The sequence below is a fragment of the Arthrobacter sp. 754 genome, from assembly GCF_040548695.1.
GTDB lineage: Bacteria > Actinomycetota > Actinomycetes > Actinomycetales > Micrococcaceae > Arthrobacter.
Window position 1 is genome coordinate 283,238 of the sequence record NZ_JBEPSC010000001.1, and the last position, 17,089, is coordinate 300,326.

At 64.7% G+C, this 17,089-nt stretch carries 13 protein-coding genes; 1 reads left to right on the forward strand and 12 read right to left on the reverse strand.

What is annotated here, in order from left to right; genetic code table 11:
* Position 1: 1 nt before the first annotated feature.
* The 3 genes from gltX to ABIA70_RS01415 are packed head-to-tail and all read right to left on the reverse strand — an operon-like array spanning position 2 to position 3,140.
* Positions 2-1,513: a glutamate--tRNA ligase gene (gene gltX, locus ABIA70_RS01405; protein ID WP_354145833.1), complete on the reverse strand. Its 1,512-nt coding sequence runs from the start codon at positions 1,511-1,513 to the stop codon at positions 2-4.
* A gap of 48 nt (positions 1,514-1,561) precedes the next feature.
* Entirely contained in the window at positions 1,562-2,338 is a 777-nt protein-coding gene (locus ABIA70_RS01410; protein ID WP_354145834.1) for a fumarylacetoacetate hydrolase family protein, read from the reverse strand.
* A gap of 10 nt (positions 2,339-2,348) precedes the next feature.
* Positions 2,349-3,140 carry an MBL fold metallo-hydrolase gene (locus tag ABIA70_RS01415; protein ID WP_354145835.1) on the reverse strand — a complete coding sequence of 264 codons (792 nt, stop codon included), beginning with the start codon at positions 3,138-3,140 and terminating at the stop codon, positions 2,349-2,351.
* Between the two features lie 92 nt (positions 3,141-3,232).
* Here ABIA70_RS01415 and ABIA70_RS01420 point away from each other — a divergent pair, with 92 nt between their 5' ends.
* Positions 3,233-3,835: a hypothetical protein gene (locus ABIA70_RS01420; RefSeq protein ID WP_354145836.1), complete on the forward strand. Its 603-nt coding sequence runs from the start codon at positions 3,233-3,235 to the stop codon at positions 3,833-3,835.
* A 129-nt stretch (positions 3,836-3,964) separates the two neighbouring features.
* On the opposite strand, the gene ABIA70_RS01425 is transcribed toward ABIA70_RS01420, so the two are convergent.
* The 9 genes from ABIA70_RS01425 to ABIA70_RS01465 form a co-directional block, all read right to left on the reverse strand.
* A complete protein-coding gene (locus ABIA70_RS01425) occupies positions 3,965-5,077 on the reverse strand; it encodes a branched-chain amino acid aminotransferase (protein ID WP_354145837.1) in 1,113 nt (370 codons plus the stop codon).
* Between the two features lie 109 nt (positions 5,078-5,186).
* Entirely contained in the window at positions 5,187-6,239 is a 1,053-nt protein-coding gene (locus tag ABIA70_RS01430) for a 3-isopropylmalate dehydrogenase (RefSeq protein ID WP_354145838.1), read from the reverse strand.
* Positions 6,240-6,416: 177 nt separating this feature from the next.
* Entirely contained in the window at positions 6,417-7,976 is a 1,560-nt protein-coding gene (metG, locus tag ABIA70_RS01435; RefSeq protein WP_354145839.1) for a methionine--tRNA ligase, read from the reverse strand.
* 34 nt (positions 7,977-8,010) lie between these two features.
* Positions 8,011-8,766: an ABC transporter ATP-binding protein gene (locus ABIA70_RS01440; protein WP_354145840.1), complete on the reverse strand. Its 756-nt coding sequence runs from the start codon at positions 8,764-8,766 to the stop codon at positions 8,011-8,013.
* Positions 8,763-11,558, reverse strand: a complete 2,796-nt coding sequence (locus tag ABIA70_RS01445) for an FtsX-like permease family protein (protein WP_354145841.1) — start codon at positions 11,556-11,558, stop codon at positions 8,763-8,765. The genes ABIA70_RS01440 and ABIA70_RS01445 overlap by 4 nt, the downstream gene beginning before the upstream one ends.
* 206 nt (positions 11,559-11,764) lie before the next feature.
* Positions 11,765-13,354: a phosphoglycerate dehydrogenase gene (serA, locus tag ABIA70_RS01450; protein WP_354145842.1), complete on the reverse strand. Its 1,590-nt coding sequence runs from the start codon at positions 13,352-13,354 to the stop codon at positions 11,765-11,767.
* 139 nt (positions 13,355-13,493) lie between these two features.
* On the reverse strand, positions 13,494-14,519 hold the full coding sequence (gene ilvC, locus ABIA70_RS01455; RefSeq protein WP_354145843.1) for a ketol-acid reductoisomerase: 1,026 nt from the start codon (positions 14,517-14,519) through the stop codon (positions 13,494-13,496).
* Positions 14,520-14,599: 80 nt separating this feature from the next.
* A complete protein-coding gene (gene ilvN, locus ABIA70_RS01460; RefSeq protein ID WP_131682556.1) occupies positions 14,600-15,112 on the reverse strand; it encodes an acetolactate synthase small subunit in 513 nt (170 codons plus the stop codon).
* A gap of 2 nt (positions 15,113-15,114) precedes the next feature.
* Positions 15,115-17,013, reverse strand: coding sequence for an acetolactate synthase large subunit (locus tag ABIA70_RS01465; RefSeq protein ID WP_354145844.1), 1,899 nt, complete (start codon positions 17,011-17,013; stop codon positions 15,115-15,117).
* Positions 17,014-17,089 lie beyond the last annotated feature (76 nt).

Below are 17,089 nucleotides of genomic sequence, written 5' to 3' on the forward strand. Positions count from 1 at the left end.
ATCAGCCGCGGAAGGTGCGGAGCCGGCGCAGGGAAGATTCCTTGCCGAGGATCACCATGGATTCGAAAAGCGGCGGCGAAATGCGGCGGCCGGAGATGGCTGTGCGCACCGGGCCGAACGCGAGCCGCGGTTTCATGCCGAGGCCCTCCACCAGCGCCTGCTTCAGTGCGGCCTGGATGTTGTCCGGGTCCCAAACCTCCACCGGCTCGAGGGCGGCAATGGCCGCGTCCAGGGCTTCGGTGAGGTTCTCCGGCAGCCCCTTGCGGGCATCATCGGCAACGTCGATGGCGTCGTCGGCTTTGAAGAGGAAAGCCAGCATCTCGGGAGCTTCGCCCAGCAGCGTGATGCGCTCCTGCACCAGAGGTGCCGCCTCGGTAAGGATGTACTCCTGGCGGCTGGTGAGCTCGTCCCCCACAAATCCGGCGGTGCGCAGGTACGGGACCAGGCGTGCCCGGAAATCCTCCGCGTCAAGCATGCGGATGTGGGTGCCGTTGATGGCCTCGGCCTTCTTGATGTCGAAGCGCGCGGGGTTGGCCAGGACGTCGTGAACGTCGAAATTCTCGATCAGCTGGTCCACAGTAAAGATGTCTTCATCCGCGGAGAGGCTCCAACCCAGCAGCGAGAGGTAGTTCAGCAGGCCCTCGGGAATGAAGCCGCGGTCCCGGAGCAGGAACAGGTTGGACTGCGGGTCACGCTTGGAGAGCTTCTTGTTGCCTTCACCCATCACGTACGGAAGGTGGCCGAAGACCGGCATGTAGCTTGCGACGCCGATCTCGATGAGCGCGCGGATCAGCACCACCTGGCGGGGTGTGGAGGAGAGCAGGTCCTCGCCGCGGAGAACGTGCGTTATGCCCATCAGCGCATCGTCCACCGGGTTGACCAGCGTGTAAAGCGGCGAGCCGTCGGCGCGGACAATGACGTAGTCCGGGATGCTTCCGGCCTTGAAGGTGATCTCGCCGCGGACGATGTCGGTGAAGGTGACATCCTCGTCCGGCATCCGGACCCGCAGGACGGGCCGGCGGCCGTCGGCCTTGAAAGCGGCAACCTGTTCGTCACTGAGCTCGCGGTCGAAGTTGTCGTAACCGAGTTTGGGATCCCGGCCGGCGGCGCGGTGGCGTGCCTCCACCTCGTCAGGCGAGGAGTAGCACTCGTAGGCGTACCCGGCCTCCAGGAGCTTGGCCACAACGTCCTTGTAGAGGTCCAGTCGCTGCGACTGCCGGTACGGTTCGTGCGGTCCGCCGACCTCCACGCCCTCTTCCCACGTGATGCCGAGCCACTTCAGCGCTTCCAGGAGCTGCTGGTAGCTCTCCTCCGAGTCACGTGCCGCATCAGTGTCTTCAATCCGGAAAACGAAAGTGCCCTTGGTGTGCTTGGCGTGGGCCCAGTTGAAGAGCGCGGTACGAATCAGTCCGACGTGGGGGGTGCCGGTCGGTGACGGGCAGAACCGGACCCTGACGGGGGTGTCGGCGGTGACGGACGGGAAAGCGGTGTTGGACGCGGAGGCAGTAGTCATAGTGGCTCCAACTTTACCGCGTGGCGCCTTCCCGGAAACCAGTGGACGTCAGCGGCGGACCACCGGGTTGGAGAGGCGCCCGATGCCCTCGATCTCCACCTCGTAACGGTCACCTGCAGTGACAAGGCCGACGCCGGCCGGGGTGCCGGTCATGATGACGTCGCCGGGGAGCAAGGTGAAGGCGTGCGAGACAATGGAGACGAGTTCACGGACGCCGCGGATCATCTGGTTGGTGCTGCCGTCCTGCCGGAGTTCGCCGTTCAGCCGGCCCTGGATCCGGAGGTCCTCGGTATCGAGCTCCGTCTCGATCCACGGACCAAGCGGCGCCGAGGTGTCGAAGCCCTTCGCCCGGGCCCACTGCAGGTCCGTTTTCTGCACGTCGCGGGCTGTGAGGTCGTTGCCGCAGGTGTAGCCGAAGATGACGTCGTCCACCCGGTCTTCGGGAACGTCCTTGCAGATCCTGCCGATAATCACGCAGAGTTCGGCCTCAAAAGAGACTTCATCCGAGAATTCGGGCAGCACGATGGGATCGTTGGGGCCGATCACGGAGGTGTTCGGTTTCAGGAACAGCAGAGGGTGCTGCGGGACTTCGTTGCCGAGTTCGGCGGCGTGCTCGGCGAAATTGCGGCCGACGCCGATCACCTTGCTGCGCGGAATGATCGGGGCCAGGAGCCGGACGTCTTCAAGCTTGTGCCTGACGTGGGTACGCTCCACGCCGTTGAAGAACGGGTCACCGTTGATGACAGTGACTTCCTCACTGCCGGACTCGCCTTCAACAACGCCGTACAGGGGATCAGAATCGACTACAAACCGGGCAATACGCATGGTTCTTACCCTACAGTCTTGGACGGCGGAGGTAGTGGAGCTGTGCTGCCACCGACATTTCCACGGCCCGCCTCAGGTGGGGTTCGACGTCGGCATACACGGCATCCGCCACGGCGGTCACCCCGGCGTCCGGGCCAAGGCGGTCCAGCGCCGCGCGGATCTGGTCCAGCCGTTCGAGGCGGTGTTCCCGGTAGGCGCGCGCGACGACAGCGAGTGAGGGAAGCGTGGGCCCGTGGGCCGGCAGGACAGTGGCGGCGCCGAGGGCTTCGAGCCGGTCCAGGGTCTGGAGGTAATCGCCCAAGGTGCCGTCAGGGTAGTCCAGCACCGTGGTGCCGCGGCCCAGGATTGTGTCGCCGGTCAGCACTGAGCCCTTAGGACCATCATCCGGGAGGTGGAAGCAGACCGAATCGGAGGTGTGTCCAGGCGTGGCCAGCACCCCGATCGCCACCCCGGCCGCAAGGATTGTCTCGCCGTCCTGGAGTGGCCGTCCGCCGTGGCAATGCCCGGGATCCGCCGCCCGAACGGGGGCTCCGGTCAGCTCGTGCAGCCGCAGCGAGCCGGCCGTATGGTCCGCATGCCGGTGCGTCACCAGAATGAGTTCCACGGGGCCGCGGCTGGCCAGAGCCTGAAGATGGCCTTCGTCGGCCGGGCCGGGATCCACCACCACCGAACCCCCGGACCCGGCTGCGGAGACCAGGTAGGAATTGGTGCCCTCCAGGCTCATGGGCCCGGGATTGGGGGCCAAGAGGGACGTTGCCAGGGTACTGCCGGGCCGTGTGCCGCTGCTCGAGGTGGAGTTCACCGCACCATCTTTGCACCGGAGAGGAATAACCCGGGCACGGCTGCAGGTTATGTGTCCCGAACCCACCCTCTAAAGAGAGCATCCCGGTACCCATGAGCACCACACCCACCCGTACCCTGGCCGAACTCCTGGCAGGCGCCGACGCTGCAGGCCACGACCATGCTGCAACGGAGAAGAACACCGGGCTCCAGCACATCCACAACCACGCAACGGGCAGCATCGTCTGGTTCCCCACGTGGAAGAAATTCCGCGAGACCACTGACTGGAGCGAGGCGGTGGAGGGTCTCGCCAAGGATTTCCGTTCCGGTTCAGCTCCTGTGGAGGAATGGGCCAAGGCTTTGCTCGCTGAGGACCTGGCGATACTCCTGAACCGCGCGGCTGCCTCCAGCGACGCAAACATCTTCGTCCAGGAGAACCTCACCCACCACCTGACCCGGACCTGGGCTGTGGGCGACGCCGTCGCGAGGGCGATGGGGACGGACCTGCCCAGCGGCACCACCACGCCAGGTATCTTTGCCGGCTACCCGTACGACGTCTACGCGCAGGATGGCGGTGCGTTCGCAACGGCGCTCTGGAACGACGTCATCGATGCCCGGCGCAACCGGGCATTGGCCGACGAAGCAGCCCGCAAGGCCCTGAAGCCGGTCTCCCGCAAGGCACTTAAGAACGCCGCCCGGAAGGCCGCCCGCCGCTAGGCCCGCCACGTCCCGCGTTCGGGCTTCCCCCGCGCCTTTAACAGCAACGCGGGGTCACTCGATGCCCAATCCGACGGCGGGAATGGGCCAGGAGTGACCCCGCGTTGCTTGGGATCAGACGAGATGGGATCAGGCCAGGCGGGTCAGCCAGCCATGCCTGTCCGGCACGGTGCCGGTCTGGATGCCCAGTAATTGCTCGCGGATGGCCATGGTGGTTTCGCCGGCTTTGGCGTGCTCGGAGCCGATGAACTCCGTGGCGTCCTTCAGCACGCCAATGGGTGTGATGACGGCGGCAGTGCCGCAGGCAAACACCTCGGTGATCTCGCCCGAGGCGACGCCGTCGCGCCACTCATCCAGGGTGATCTTGCGTTCGGTGACCGTCCGGCCCATGTCCTTGGCCACCTGCATCACGGAGGACCGTGTGACGCCCTCCAGGATGGTGCCGGTGAGCGCCGGGGTCACCAGCGATCCGTCCTTCATCACGAAGAAGACGTTCATGCCGCCCAGTTCCTCGACAGCGTTGTCATTGAACTGGTCCAGGAACAGCACCTGCTTGCAGCCGTTCGCCTCGGCTTCCTGCTGGGCGATCAGGGAGGCCGCATAGTTGCCGCCGCACTTGGCGGCTCCGGTGCCCCCGCGGCCCGCGCGGGCGTATTCGCGGGAGATCCAGATGGACACCGGTTTCAGTTCGCCGCCGAAGTAGTTGCCGGCCGGTGAGGCGATCACGCGGAAGGACACTTCGCGGGCGGCGCGGACACCCAGGAAGGCCTCTGTGGCGATCATGAACGGGCGCAGATACAAGGCCTCACCGTCACCTGAAGGAACCCATTCCCGGTCCACTGAAACGAGTTCGCGGATGGCGCTGAGGAAGTATTCAACCGGAAGTTCGGGCAGGGCAAGCCTGCGGGCCGACTTATTGAGCCGTGCGGCATTGGCCTCCGGGCGGAACGTCCAGATGGATCCGTCGGCGTGCCGGTATGCTTTGAGCCCTTCGAAAATCTCCTGGCCGTAGTGCAGCACTGCTGCCGAGGGGTCCAGGGAGATGGGTCCGTATGCTTCAATGCGCGGGTTATGCCAGCCGCCCTCACCATGTTCGTCGACGCTGTAGTCCACCACCGCGGTGTGGTCGGTGAAGTAATTGCCGAACCCCGGGTTTGCCAGGATTGCTGCACGCTCTTCAGCTGACTTCGGAGTTGCCGAGAGCTGCTGGTTGAATTCGACGCCATGGGCAGTCTGGGTCATGGTTCCTCCACGATCGGCTGCCCTGGGAGTCCGTTCAGCGTTGAGCAGCAGGGCAGCATTTGGTGATTCGAAACAAGCTTACGCCCGTTGGCAGCGCCTGCAGGCCGGGCTACAGCCCCGCCGCGATGGCGTCCCCGACCGCACTGGTGGCGCGTGCGCCGCCGTCGCGCTTTTCGACGTCGGCGATCACTGCCGCTTCAACTTTCCGGGCCGCTTCGGTGTAGCCGAGGTGGTCCAGGAGCAGGGCTGCGGAAAGGATGGCTGCCGTGGGATCCGCTTTCTGCTGGCCCGCAATGTCCGGGGCGGAGCCGTGCACGGGTTCGAACATGGAAGGTGCGGTGCGGTCCATATTGATGTTGCCCGAGGCGGCCAGCCCGATGCCGCCGGTGATGGCTGCGGCGAGGTCGGTCAGGATGTCGCCAAAGAGGTTGTCGGTGACAATGACGTCGAAGCGGGACGGGTCGGTGACCATGAAGATCGTCGCGGCGTCCACGTGGAGGTAGTCGTGGGTGACCTCAGGGAATTCCTTGGCCACAGCCTCGACCGTGCGCTTCCACAGGTGGCCGGCGTAAACCAGGACGTTGTGCTTGTGCACCAGTGTCAGGTGCTTGCGGTCCCGGGCGCTGGCGCGGCGGAAAGCATCGCGCACCACCCGCTCCACACCGTGGGCCGTGTTCAGCGAAACCTCGGTGGCCACCTCGTGCGGTGTTCCGGCGCGCAGGCTGCCGCCGTTGCCGACGTAGGGGCCTTCGGTACCTTCGCGGACCACAACAAAATCGATGGTGCCCGGGTTGGCCAGCGGACTTCCGACCGTGCTGTAAAGCTTCGAGGGCCGCAGGTTGACGTAGTGGTCCAGGCTGAAGCGGAGCTTGAGGAGCAGCTCCCGCTCGATGATGCCCGAGGGGATCCGGGTGTCGCCGGGGGCGGCACCCACCGCACCGAACAGGATGGCATCCCTCGTGCGCAGGTCTGCCAATACCTCGTCCGGAAGGGTCTCGCCGGTTTCCAGCCAGTGCTCGGCGCCGAGCTTGTAGTGGGTCTGCTCAAGGACGACGCCTTCAGCCGCGACTGCCTTTTCGAGGACCTTCAATGCCTCGGCTATGACTTCGGGGCCAATGCCGTCACCGGGAATGACAGCCAGATTTATCGTCGATGCGCTCATGCTTTTCAGCTTAACGAAGTCATCCACATGCTGGTCAAGTCGTCTCACAATCCGAACACGCGCCGCCACGCTCTCTCACTTGCTGCAAGAAAACAGAAGACCCTCTCTCACTCTCTTGACGAAAGTGAAAGAGCGTCCTCCAGCAAGCCGCAGGTAGTGACAGAGCGTCGCCTAGGGTCAGGCTTCGGCGGGTTCCTCATATTTCGGGAACACGGGGGCAGGTGCCGGCAGTGCAGTTCCCGGAACGATTGGTGTTCCGAGGGCTGAGAACTGGCGCGCTTCGCCTTCAGGCTGGCCAAGGGTGTCCAGGAGGGCGGCCGTGGCGGTGGGCGTAACCGGCTGCGCCAGGATGGACACTGTCCGCAGCACTTCAAGGGTCACGTACAGCACAGTATTCATGCGTTCGACGTCGGTCTTCCGCAGGATCCACGGCGCCTGCTCGGCGAAGTAGGCGTTGGTGTCCCCCAGTACGCCCCAGATGGCCTCGAGCGCGCGGCTGAATTCCTGCTTTTCGAAGGCTGCCCGGGCAGTCTCCAACAGACCCCCGGCCTGCTCCAGGATTGCGTTGTCCTCAGCCGTGAACGCACCCGGCTCGGGGACCAGGCCGCCGCAGTTCTTGGCCACCATGGACAGCGAACGCTGCGCCAGGTTTCCGAAGTTATTAGCCAGGTCCGAGTTCATCCGGCCCACGATTGCCTCGTGGTTGTAGTTGCCGTCGGCGCCGAACGGGACCTCGCGAAGGAAGAAGAACCGCACCTGGTCCAGGCCGTACTGCTCCACGAAATCGGCCGGCGCCACCACGTTGCCCAGGGACTTGGACATCTTCACACCGTTGTTGTTCAGGAAGCCGTGAATCATGACCCGCTTGGGCAGCTCGATGCCGGCACTCATCAGGAAAGCCGGCCAGTAAATGGCGTGGAAGCGTGAGATGTCCTTGCCGATGATGTGGACGTCGGCGGGCCAGTACTTCCTGAACTGTTCGGAGTCCACATCGGGGTAGCCAACACCGGTCAGATAGTTCGTCAGCGCGTCCACCCACACGTACATGACGTGTTTGTCGTTACCGGGGACGGGGACGCCCCAGTCGAAGGTGGTCCGGCTGATGGACAGGTCCTCGAGGCCGCGCCTGACGAAGCTGATGACCTCGTTGAACCGGTACTGCGGTGCACCGAATTCCGGCTGGGCCTCGTAGAGCGCCAGGAGCCGGTCCTGGTAGGAGGACAGCCGGAAGAAGTAGCTCTCCTCAGCGGTCCAGGTCACCTCGGTGTCCGTCTCCTTGGAGTAGCGCACGCCATCGTCCTTGACCACGGTGTCGTCCTCCACATAGAAGGCTTCATCCCGGACGGAGTACCAGCCCTCATATTTGGACAGGTAGATATCGCCGTTGGCTTCCATCTTTTTCCAGATGGCCTGGGAGGCGGCGTAGTGGTCAGCGTCCGTGGTGCGGATGAACCTGCTGTAGGTGATGCCCAGGGCGGCGTGCGCCGCCTTGTAGACCTCCGCGTTGCGGTCCACCAGTTCCTTGGGCGTCATGCCCTCTTTTTCCGCCGCCTGGGCGATCTTCATGCCGTGCTCGTCCGTGCCCGTCAGGAACATCACGTCATAGCCATCCAGCCGCTTGAAGCGCGCCATGGCGTCTGTGGCTATGTACTCGTAGGCGTGCCCGATGTGCGGCACCCCGTTGGGGTAGGTGATGGCCGTGGTGATGTAGAACGGGGTCTTCTCTGGAGCAGTCACGTGCGGACAATACCTTTGGGTGCGGAGGGACGGGCTAGATAAGTTCAGTCAGCGTATCGCTCAGGCGGACCAGTTCGTGGTCATGTGAAGCGACCAGCACTGCGATTCCGTCCGAGGTGGTGTCCTTGAGGATGCTGATGATGCGGTTGGCTGATGCCCGGTCCAGGCTGGCGGTGGGCTCATCCACCACCAGGACGCGTGTGCCCAGGATCAGCGCACGGGCGATGGCCACGCGCTGGCGTTCGCCACCGGAGAGCTGGGCCGGGCGGTGCCGCATGCGGCGGCCCAGGCCCACGAGGTCCAGGAGGTCCTTGGCCATGTCGCGGCGCTGGTCCACCTCACCGTCCGGGACGGCCGGGAGCAGCACGTTCTCGAGGGCGCTCATGCCGTCGATCAGTGCGCCGCCCTGGTCCACGTACCCGATCAGGGCGCGACGGCGGTCGGCGATTTCGTCATCGCCCATGGTCTCCAGGGAGTCACCTTCCCAGAAGACACGGCCCGACGTCGGAAGCGTCAGGCCAGCACCCACCGTCAGGATGCTGGTCTTGCCGGAGCCGCTCCGGCCAGCGACGCAGTGCATCTCACCGGCGTGCAGCGTCAGGTCAAAGCCCTCCACAACACTGACGGCCTCGGCTCCGCCCTTGCCGCCGCCGTAGCGGATGGTGATATCGCTCAGTTCCAGCGGCGTGCCGTGGTCTGCTGATTTGACGATGGTATTGGCGCGGGTCTGCAGCGGCGCCTCAACCAGGCCGGACCTCCGGTTCCGGTGAACATTCGTCTCGTTTGTCATTGGACCACTTTCGTTGCAATCGGTATCCAGCAAAGTACAGCCACCAGGCCGGCGACTCCGGCCCACAGCGCCGCATAGGGTGCCAGTAGCAGCCCGATGCCCAGCGCACCAAGAACGCCCAGCGGAAGGGCAACCGTGCCCACCAGCGCGTTTTCGAACAAGCGGACCTGGCGGAGCATGTCAGGGTTCCAGCCCATGGCCTCGAGGATGCCCAGGTACTGGCGTTTGGCATTGAGCTCAAACCGGCCTGTAACCAGCGTCAGGATCAGTCCCACCACCACGCCGGCCAGCGCGAGGAGCATACTGGGCAGCGCGATGCTTGCTGCGGCCAGCCCGCTGAGCGCACTCGCACCCGCGGCGCGGGGAATGTCAATGAGCAGAGCCACGAGCCCGCCCACCGCGGCGCCGAACACGCCAACCGCCACTGCCAGGGAGATGCTGTTGAATTTGTTGGTGCTCAGCTGGCGGTTCGCGAACGTCAGCGGTGAGTCGACGGGGATCAGCCGTTCGTCATGCTGGGGTTCCTGGTCCACAACGTCCCTGTGGCGCAGTTGCTGGGCGGCGAAGAAGGCGGCCGCGGCATACAGCACCAGGACGGACGCGGACACTACGGCAGTTACCAGGCTCCAGCTCACCAGGCTCAGGATGATTCCTGCGACGGCGAGCAAGGCCGCACCGACACCGAATTCCTCGAGTACCCAGTTCCGGATGCGCCGCTGGGTCCAGCCCATGGCCCGCAGGGTGCCCGCTTCACGCTTGCGCTTCCTGATGTAGCTGACGGTCGAGGCACCCGTGAGAAGGGCCGCGCCGCAGAGCGTCAGGAAGAGCAGGGTGACGTTCGTGCCGGTAAGTGAACCGGAGACGGCATCTGCCGCGTTCTGCCTGACCCACGACTGCTGCACCGTGCCCAGCGCCGATTCCTTGCCGGCGCCATCCTTTGAATATCCGGGGACGAAGATGCTGGCGTCTTCCCGCGAAGAACCGGCCACGACGGTGGCCTCAAGTCCCATCGCGCGGATCTCGCCGGCGAGCTTTTCAACGTCCGGCTGGGCTTCCTTCCAGCTGCCGGGCGCCTTGGCCCGGACACGGACGGCATCGATCACGGCAGCATTGTTCTTGTAGCCACGGGCTGCGGCCAGGCCGTAGTAGTCAGTGATGGCGCCCGCGGACTGGCTCGCCAGACCGGTGGCGCTGAGCGGGGGCTTGAGTTCGCCGGCGGTGACCGTCTTGCCCTCGGCATCTTTGGTGCGGGTCAGCGGTGTGGGGTCATAGCCGCCCAGCGGGAGCCGGTTGACGTCGCCTGCGGCCTGTCCCACGGCGGAGGGATCGAAGGTTCCGTAGACCATGGCCAGCGGTGCGGCCAGCTTCTCCCCCGTTGCCAGGTCTTCCCGGTAGGACCTTTCATCCACGGGTTGGCGCTGGGTCTGGTCCACGGGTGCGCCGTTGGCGCCCTTTTCGGGAAGCCTGTTGACGGTGACCCAGTCGCCCGGGACAGCGGTCTTGTCGACCGCCCCGTTGGCGGCAGCTTCGCCGTCCGTGTATCGCGGCGCAGCGGCAAAGTCGGTGCTCCACGTCGCCGGGGTGTAGAGGCCCTGGTTGAAGTTGCCGGCGCTGCCGAGGAGGCCGGAGTGATCGGTGGAACCGGGCCAGGAGAGGGCGAATGGATCCTTGGACACGAAGGGCAGGTAGTCCTTGCCCAGTGAGCGCGATGCCGTGCCGACTTCCTTCACCACCTTGCCGGCGGCGTCGATCTCTTCGATTTTGACGTTGTACTTGAGGTCCAGGGACGTGCCGGAGCGGACAATCAGGGGAATCGCCTGCGAGTCAGCGGTGAGTTGTCCGCTGCGCTTCGCCTGCTGGTACTGCGTCATCAGGGGTGCCCAGTACTTGAGCTTGACGCCAAGGAAGTCAGGGCCTTCATTCAGTTCGGCCATGCTGATGCCGTTGGTAAAGAGGCTTTCGAAGTGCCGGCCAATGGCACCGGCGTTGCGGGCATCGGCCGGCGGGGCCTTCTGGAGCGGTGCCAGGAAGTCGCCCGCCGCGCCGAGCAGTGCCCGCTCGGAGACGGGGTCGACGGCGACGACGGACTCCGTGACCTCAGGCGAGAGGGGCAGGGAGACCGAGAGGTTGAAGAGGTTGTGTTCGGAGCCGCCGGCCGGTGCGGGGAACTTGATGCCGGTTTCACCGGCGGGAGGGGCTATGCGGATGCTGGTGCCGCCGGCGGACTTCTCTTCGACGAGGCGGGCTTTGCCCAGCTTGCCTTCGGCGGTGGACTTGAAAAGCGTCTGCTCGGAGACGCCGTCCGAGCTGACGGCGCTGGCAGTCAGGCGGTAGCTCTTGGCGGTGTCGCTCAACACGGACTCTGCGGCCGGCCATTTGCCGGGCTCAGTAGCGCCGGCGGCCTGGTCGGTGGTGGCCGTTCCGGCCAACCCCGAGTTGTAGCCGAGGTAGTCCATGGCGTCGAGCCGCGGCGCCTCCAGGTTCTGGGTCACGCGTGAGACGAGGCTGATCGGGGCCGCCACGGAGGTTCCGGTGAGCTTCCGGATGTTTTCAAGCTGGTCGAAGCTGATCCCGCCGCCGCCGTTGGCGATCTCCGGCTGCATCAGCCCTCCGGAGCCTGCCTTGGCCTGAACGAGGACGTCGTAGAGCCCCCGGGAGTTCTCATCCACCGTCCTGTTAAGCGCGGCCTGAGACTGGCCTTGGACGAGGACCGACAAGCACATGGCTGCGATCAAGATGGCCGCGGTCAGCAGCAGCACTTTGCTTCTGATGAACCTCTGGACGGCGTTCATTGGGCTCCCTGAAACCTGGATTGCGTGCGCACACAGCTGTCCGCGGGCGGCGGACATGAAGGCATTTCCTGCCTGGTGTGCAAAAAGTATTGGCCGGTCTGCCGGCGCTGTCCTGAAACAGGACCTAGCCATTGTAAGCAGACCGGCCAATCATACGTGGCCGGAGTTAAGGTTCGGCTCACGCGTCATTCATGGCACTGCCGTTCTTAGTCTTCGAGGTCCACTTCGCGGACCATTTCGGCCCCGATGCCTGCCTTGATGGCATCCAGGACCTGCTGGGGAACGGAGCTGTCGATGGTGAGCAGGGCCAGGACCTGGCCGCCTTCGGCCTGCCGCGCCACCTGCATACCGGCGATGTTGATGTTGTTCATGCCAAGGATGTGTCCGATGGTACCGATCACGCCCGGACGGTCGGCGTAGGAAACCACCACGAGGTGCTCGCTGATGGGGATCTCAACGTCGTAGCCGTTGACTCCAACAAGTTTCTCCACCTGCTTGGGTCCGGTCAGGGTCCCAGCCACGGAGATCTGCGAGCCGTCGCTCAGGGCGCCACGGAGGGTCAGGACGTTCCGGTAGTCCTCGGCGTCCGGCGTGGTGATCAGGCGGACGTTGATGCCGCGCTGCTCGGCGATGACCGGAGCGTTGACGTAGGAAACCTGCTCGGTGACGACGTCGGCGAAGATGCCCTTGAGGGCGGCAAGCTCCAGGACCTTGACGTCCAGCGCCGCGATCTCGCCGGCCACCTCGACGTCGATCTGGGTCACGGAAGCATGGGTCAGTGCGGTGAAGATCCGGCCCAGCTTTTCGATGAGCGGAATGCCGGGGCGGACGTCGGGGGCGATCACGCCGCCGGCGACGTTCACTGCATCCGGAACGAGTTCTCCGGCCAGCGCCAGGCGCACGGACCTGGCCACGGAGACGCCGGCCTTTTCCTGGGCTTCGTCGGTGGAGGCACCCAGGTGCGGGGTGACCACCACGTTGTCCAGGGCGAAAAACGGCAGGTCGGTGCTGGGTTCCTTGACGAAGACATCCACGGCTGCCCCGGCGATCTGGCGGTCCTCCAGGGCTGCGTAGAGCGCTTCTTCGTCCACGAGGCCGCCGCGGGCAACGTTGATCACATACGCGGTGGACTTCATCTTGGTGAAGGCGTCAGCGCCGAGCATGCCGACCGTTTCCGGCGTCTTGGGCATGTGGATGGTGACGAAGTCGGACTGGCTGAGCAGTTCGTCCAGGGTGACGAGCTTGACGCCGAGCTGGGCGGCGCGTGCCGAGGTGATGTAGGGATCGTAAGCGAGGATCTCGGTGTCGAAGCCCTGGAGGCGGGCGGCAACCAGCGCACCGATGCGGCCGAGGCCGATGATGCCGACCTTCTTCTCGAAGAGTTCGATGCCGGTATATTTGGAACGCTTCCATTCACCGTTTTTCAGTGCCGCGCTGGCCTGGGGAATGTGACGCGCCAGGCTCAGGATGTGTCCGACCGTGAGTTCCGCGGCCGAGATGATGTTCGACGTCGGGGCGTTGACCACCATGACGCCGGCCTGGGTGGCGGCTTTGATGTCAACGTTGTCCAGGCCGACGCCGGCGCGGGCGATGACCTTGAGGTTCTTGGCGGCGGCAATGGCTTCGGCGTCCACCTGGGTGGCGGAGCGGACCAGGATGGCGTCCACGTCGGCGATGGCGGAGAGCAGCTGGGAGCGGTCGGCCCCGTCGGTCTGGCGGATTTCGAAGTCCGGGCCCAGGGCCTCGATGGTGGCGGGCGAAAGTTCTTCGGCGAGCAGTACTACGGGTTTTGACACGGCTGATCCTCTGCGTTGCAGTCCTTGGGATGGAACAAGTCTAGGCCGACGGAAAGGCCGGGCTCACATTGTTAAGTGTGAACCCGGCCTCTCTGTCGTTATATGCGGGGCTTGCCTGAGGTCCGCCCCGGCGTTTGTCCTAGCGGGCTACGGAGCCTTCGGTGTAGTCGTCGCTGGTCTTGATCCAGGAGAAAAGCTTGCGCAGTTCGCGGCCGGTGGCCTCGATCGGGTGGTCTTCACCCTTTTTGCGCAGTTCGGCGAACTCGGGTCCGCCGGCGTCCTGGTCATCGATGAAGCGCTTGGCGAAGGTGCCGTCCTGGATGTCCTTCAGGACAGCCTTCATGTTTTCCTTCACCTCGGGGGTGATGACGCGGGGGCCGGAGACGTAGTCGCCGTATTCCGCGGTGTCCGAGACGGACCAGCGCTGCTTGGCGATGCCGCCTTCGACCATGAGGTCAACGATGAGCTTGAGCTCGTGCAGGACCTCGAAGTAGGCAACCTCGGGCTTGTAACCGGCCTCGGTGAGGACCTCGAAGCCGTACTGGACCAGCTGTGAGGTACCGCCGCAGAGAACGGCCTGCTCGCCGAAGAGGTCGGTTTCGGTCTCTTCGGTGAAGGTGGTCTCGATAACGCCTGCACGGGTGCCGCCGATTGCCTTGGCGTAGGACAGTGCCAGTTCCCGGGCCTTGCCGGAAGCGTTCTGCTCCACGGCGATCAGGTCGGGCACGCCGCGGCCGGCTTCAAATTCGCGGCGGACAATGTGGCCCGGACCCTTGGGTGCCACCAGGGCGACGTCGACGTCTGCCGGCGGCTGGATGTAGCCGTAGCGGATGTTGAAGCCGTGGCCGAAGAACAGGGCGTCGCCGGCCTGCAGGTTCGGAGCAATGTCCTCGGCGTAGACGTGGCGCTGGACCTGGTCCGGGGTGAGGACCATGATGAGGTCGGCTTCGGCGACGGCGTCGGCAACGTTGAGGACGCGCAGGCCCTCGGCTTCTGCCTTGGCACGGGACTTGGAGCCTTCCTTGAGGCCGACGCGGACGTCGACGCCGGAGTCGCGCAGGCTCAGGGCGTGGGCGTGGCCCTGGGATCCGTAACCGATGACGGCAACGGTGCGGCCCTGGATGATCGACAGGTCGGCGTCGTCGTCGTAGAACATTTCAGTCACTTTGGGTGTCTCCTTTTGAGTGGATTCTCTGGTGTAAACAGTCTGTTGTGTTGCGGTACTGCACGGGCTGTGTGCTGCGCCTAGGCGCTGCGCAAAGCCCTGTCACTCATGGAGCGGGATCCCCGTCCAACGGCCAGCGTGCCGGACTGCACAATTTCGCGGATGCCGAAAGGCTCGAGCACTGAGAGCAGCGCGGTGAGCTTTTCGGGGTGGCCTGTTGCTTCAATGACTACGGAGTCTGTGGAGACGTCAACCACTGAAGCGCGGAACAGGTCTGCAGCCTGGGTCACCTGCAGACGTGTTGCGGCATCCGCACGTACCTTGACCAGGATGTGGTCTCGCTGCACGGAAGATTCGGGGGTCAGCTCAACGATCTTGATCACGTTGACCAGTTTGTTGAGCTGTTTGGTGACCTGTTCAATGAGGTCACCGTCGGCGTCGACGACGACGGTCATCCGGGACATGCCCGGAACTTCCGTCGGGCCGACGGCCAGGGAGTTGATGTTAAAGGCACGGCGGGCGAACAGGCTCGCGACGCGGGTCAGTACGCCGGGCTTGTCTTCGACCAGAACGGACAGTGTGTGGCGGCTCATGATCAGTCCTCCTCTTCCCATTCCGGGGTCATGTTGCGGGCAACCTGGATCTGGTCATTGCTGACGCCGGCGGGCACCATCGGCCACACCATGGAGTCGGGGCTCACCACAAAATCGATGACCACGGGGCGGTCGTTGATTTCGAGGGCCTTTTGGATGGTGGCGTCGATGTCCTCGTCCCGCTCACAGCGGAATGAGGCGCAGCCGTAGGCCTCGCCGAGCTTGACGAAGTCCGGGATCCGGACGGTCTTGTGGCCCGTATTGAGGTCGGTGTTGGAGTAGCGGCCCTCGTAGAAGAGGGTCTGCCACTGCCGGACCATGCCCAGCGAGGAGTTGTTGATGATGGCAACCTTGATGGGGATCTTGTTGATGGCGCACGTAGCAAGTTCCTGGTTGGTCATCTGGAAGCAGCCGTCGCCGTCGATGGCCCAGACCACCCGGTCCGGCTCCCCCACCTTGGCGCCCATGGCCGCGGGAACCGCGTAGCCCATGGTGCCGGCACCGCCCGAGTTGAGCCAGGCGTGCGGGCGCTCATACTTGATGAACTGCGCGGCCCACATCTGGTGCTGGCCCACACCGGCAACGTAGATGCCTTCCGGTCCGGTGAGCGCCCCGATGCGTTCGATGACGCGCTGCGGGGCGGTGAGTCCGTCGTCGGGTTCGGTCCAGCCCAGCGGGTAGGTTTCCTTCAGGTTGTTCAGGAAGGCCCACCAGGTGGTGAGGTCCGGCGTGCCGGCCGCCTCGAACTGCGTGCGGACGGCCTCGGTGAGTTCAGGAATGATTTCCTTGACGGATCCGACGATCGGCACGTCCGCTGTCCGGTTCTTGGAGATTTCGGCAGGATCGATGTCCGCGTGGATCACCTTGGCGTTCGGTGCAAAGGACTTCAGGATGCCGGTGACGCGGTCATCGAAGCGGGCTCCCAGGGTAATCAGGAGATCCGACTGCTGGAGCGCCGTCACCGCCGAAACGGTCCCGTGCATGCCCGGCATGCCGACGTGCTGCGGGTGGGAGTCCGGGAACACGCCACGCGCCATCAGGGTGGTGACCACTGGTGCGCCGGTGAGTTCCGCCAGTTCACGCAGCTCTACGGATGCGTGGGCCTTGACGACGCCGCCGCCCACGTACAGAACCGGCTTGCTGGAAGCCGCGATCAGCTTGGCCGCCTCGCGGACCTGCTTGTTGTGCCCGCGGGTGACCGGGCGGTATCCGGGAAGGTCGATCCTGGGCGGCCAGGAAAAGGTCATCTGCCCCTGCTGGGCATCCTTCGCCACGTCCACCAGCACTGGGCCGGGACGTCCGGTGGAAGCCAGGTGGAAGGCCTCCGCCATGACATGCGGGATGTCATTGGGGTCGGTCACCAGGAAGGAATGCTTGGTGATGGGCATGGTGATGCCCACGATGTCGGCTTCCTGGAACGCGTCGGTGCCGATCACGCCGCTGGAGACCTGGCCGGTGATGGCCACCAGCGGGACGGAGTCCATATGGGCATCCATGATGGCGGTAACGAGGTTGGTGGCACCGGGGCCGGAGGTGGCGATGCAGACGCCCACCCGGCCGGTAACCATGGCATAGCCTTGCGCGGCGTGGCCGGCTCCCTGTTCGTGACGGACCAATACGTGGTTCATGTTGGAGGCCATCAAGGGGTCATAGGTAGGCAGGATCGCGCCACCGGGCAAACCAAAAATATCGTCGACGCCGAGTTCTTCGAGCGAGCGGACAATAGCTTCTGAACCGGTCATCACCGTTGGGGGTACAACGTTGTTCGGTCCAAGGACAGGAGAGACAGCGGCAAGCTCGACGACGGCGTCAGCCGTTCGGTCGGCACGGTCCGGAGCCTTGGGGGCTCCAGCGGACTTTGTAGCCATCAGCGAGGGGCTGATTGGCGATCCTTTGCTCATCGGACTCTTCCTTGTGGATCATCTGTGGTTCTGTCGAAACTGCGGAAATAAAAAAACCCCTCAGCCTGGCGGCTTT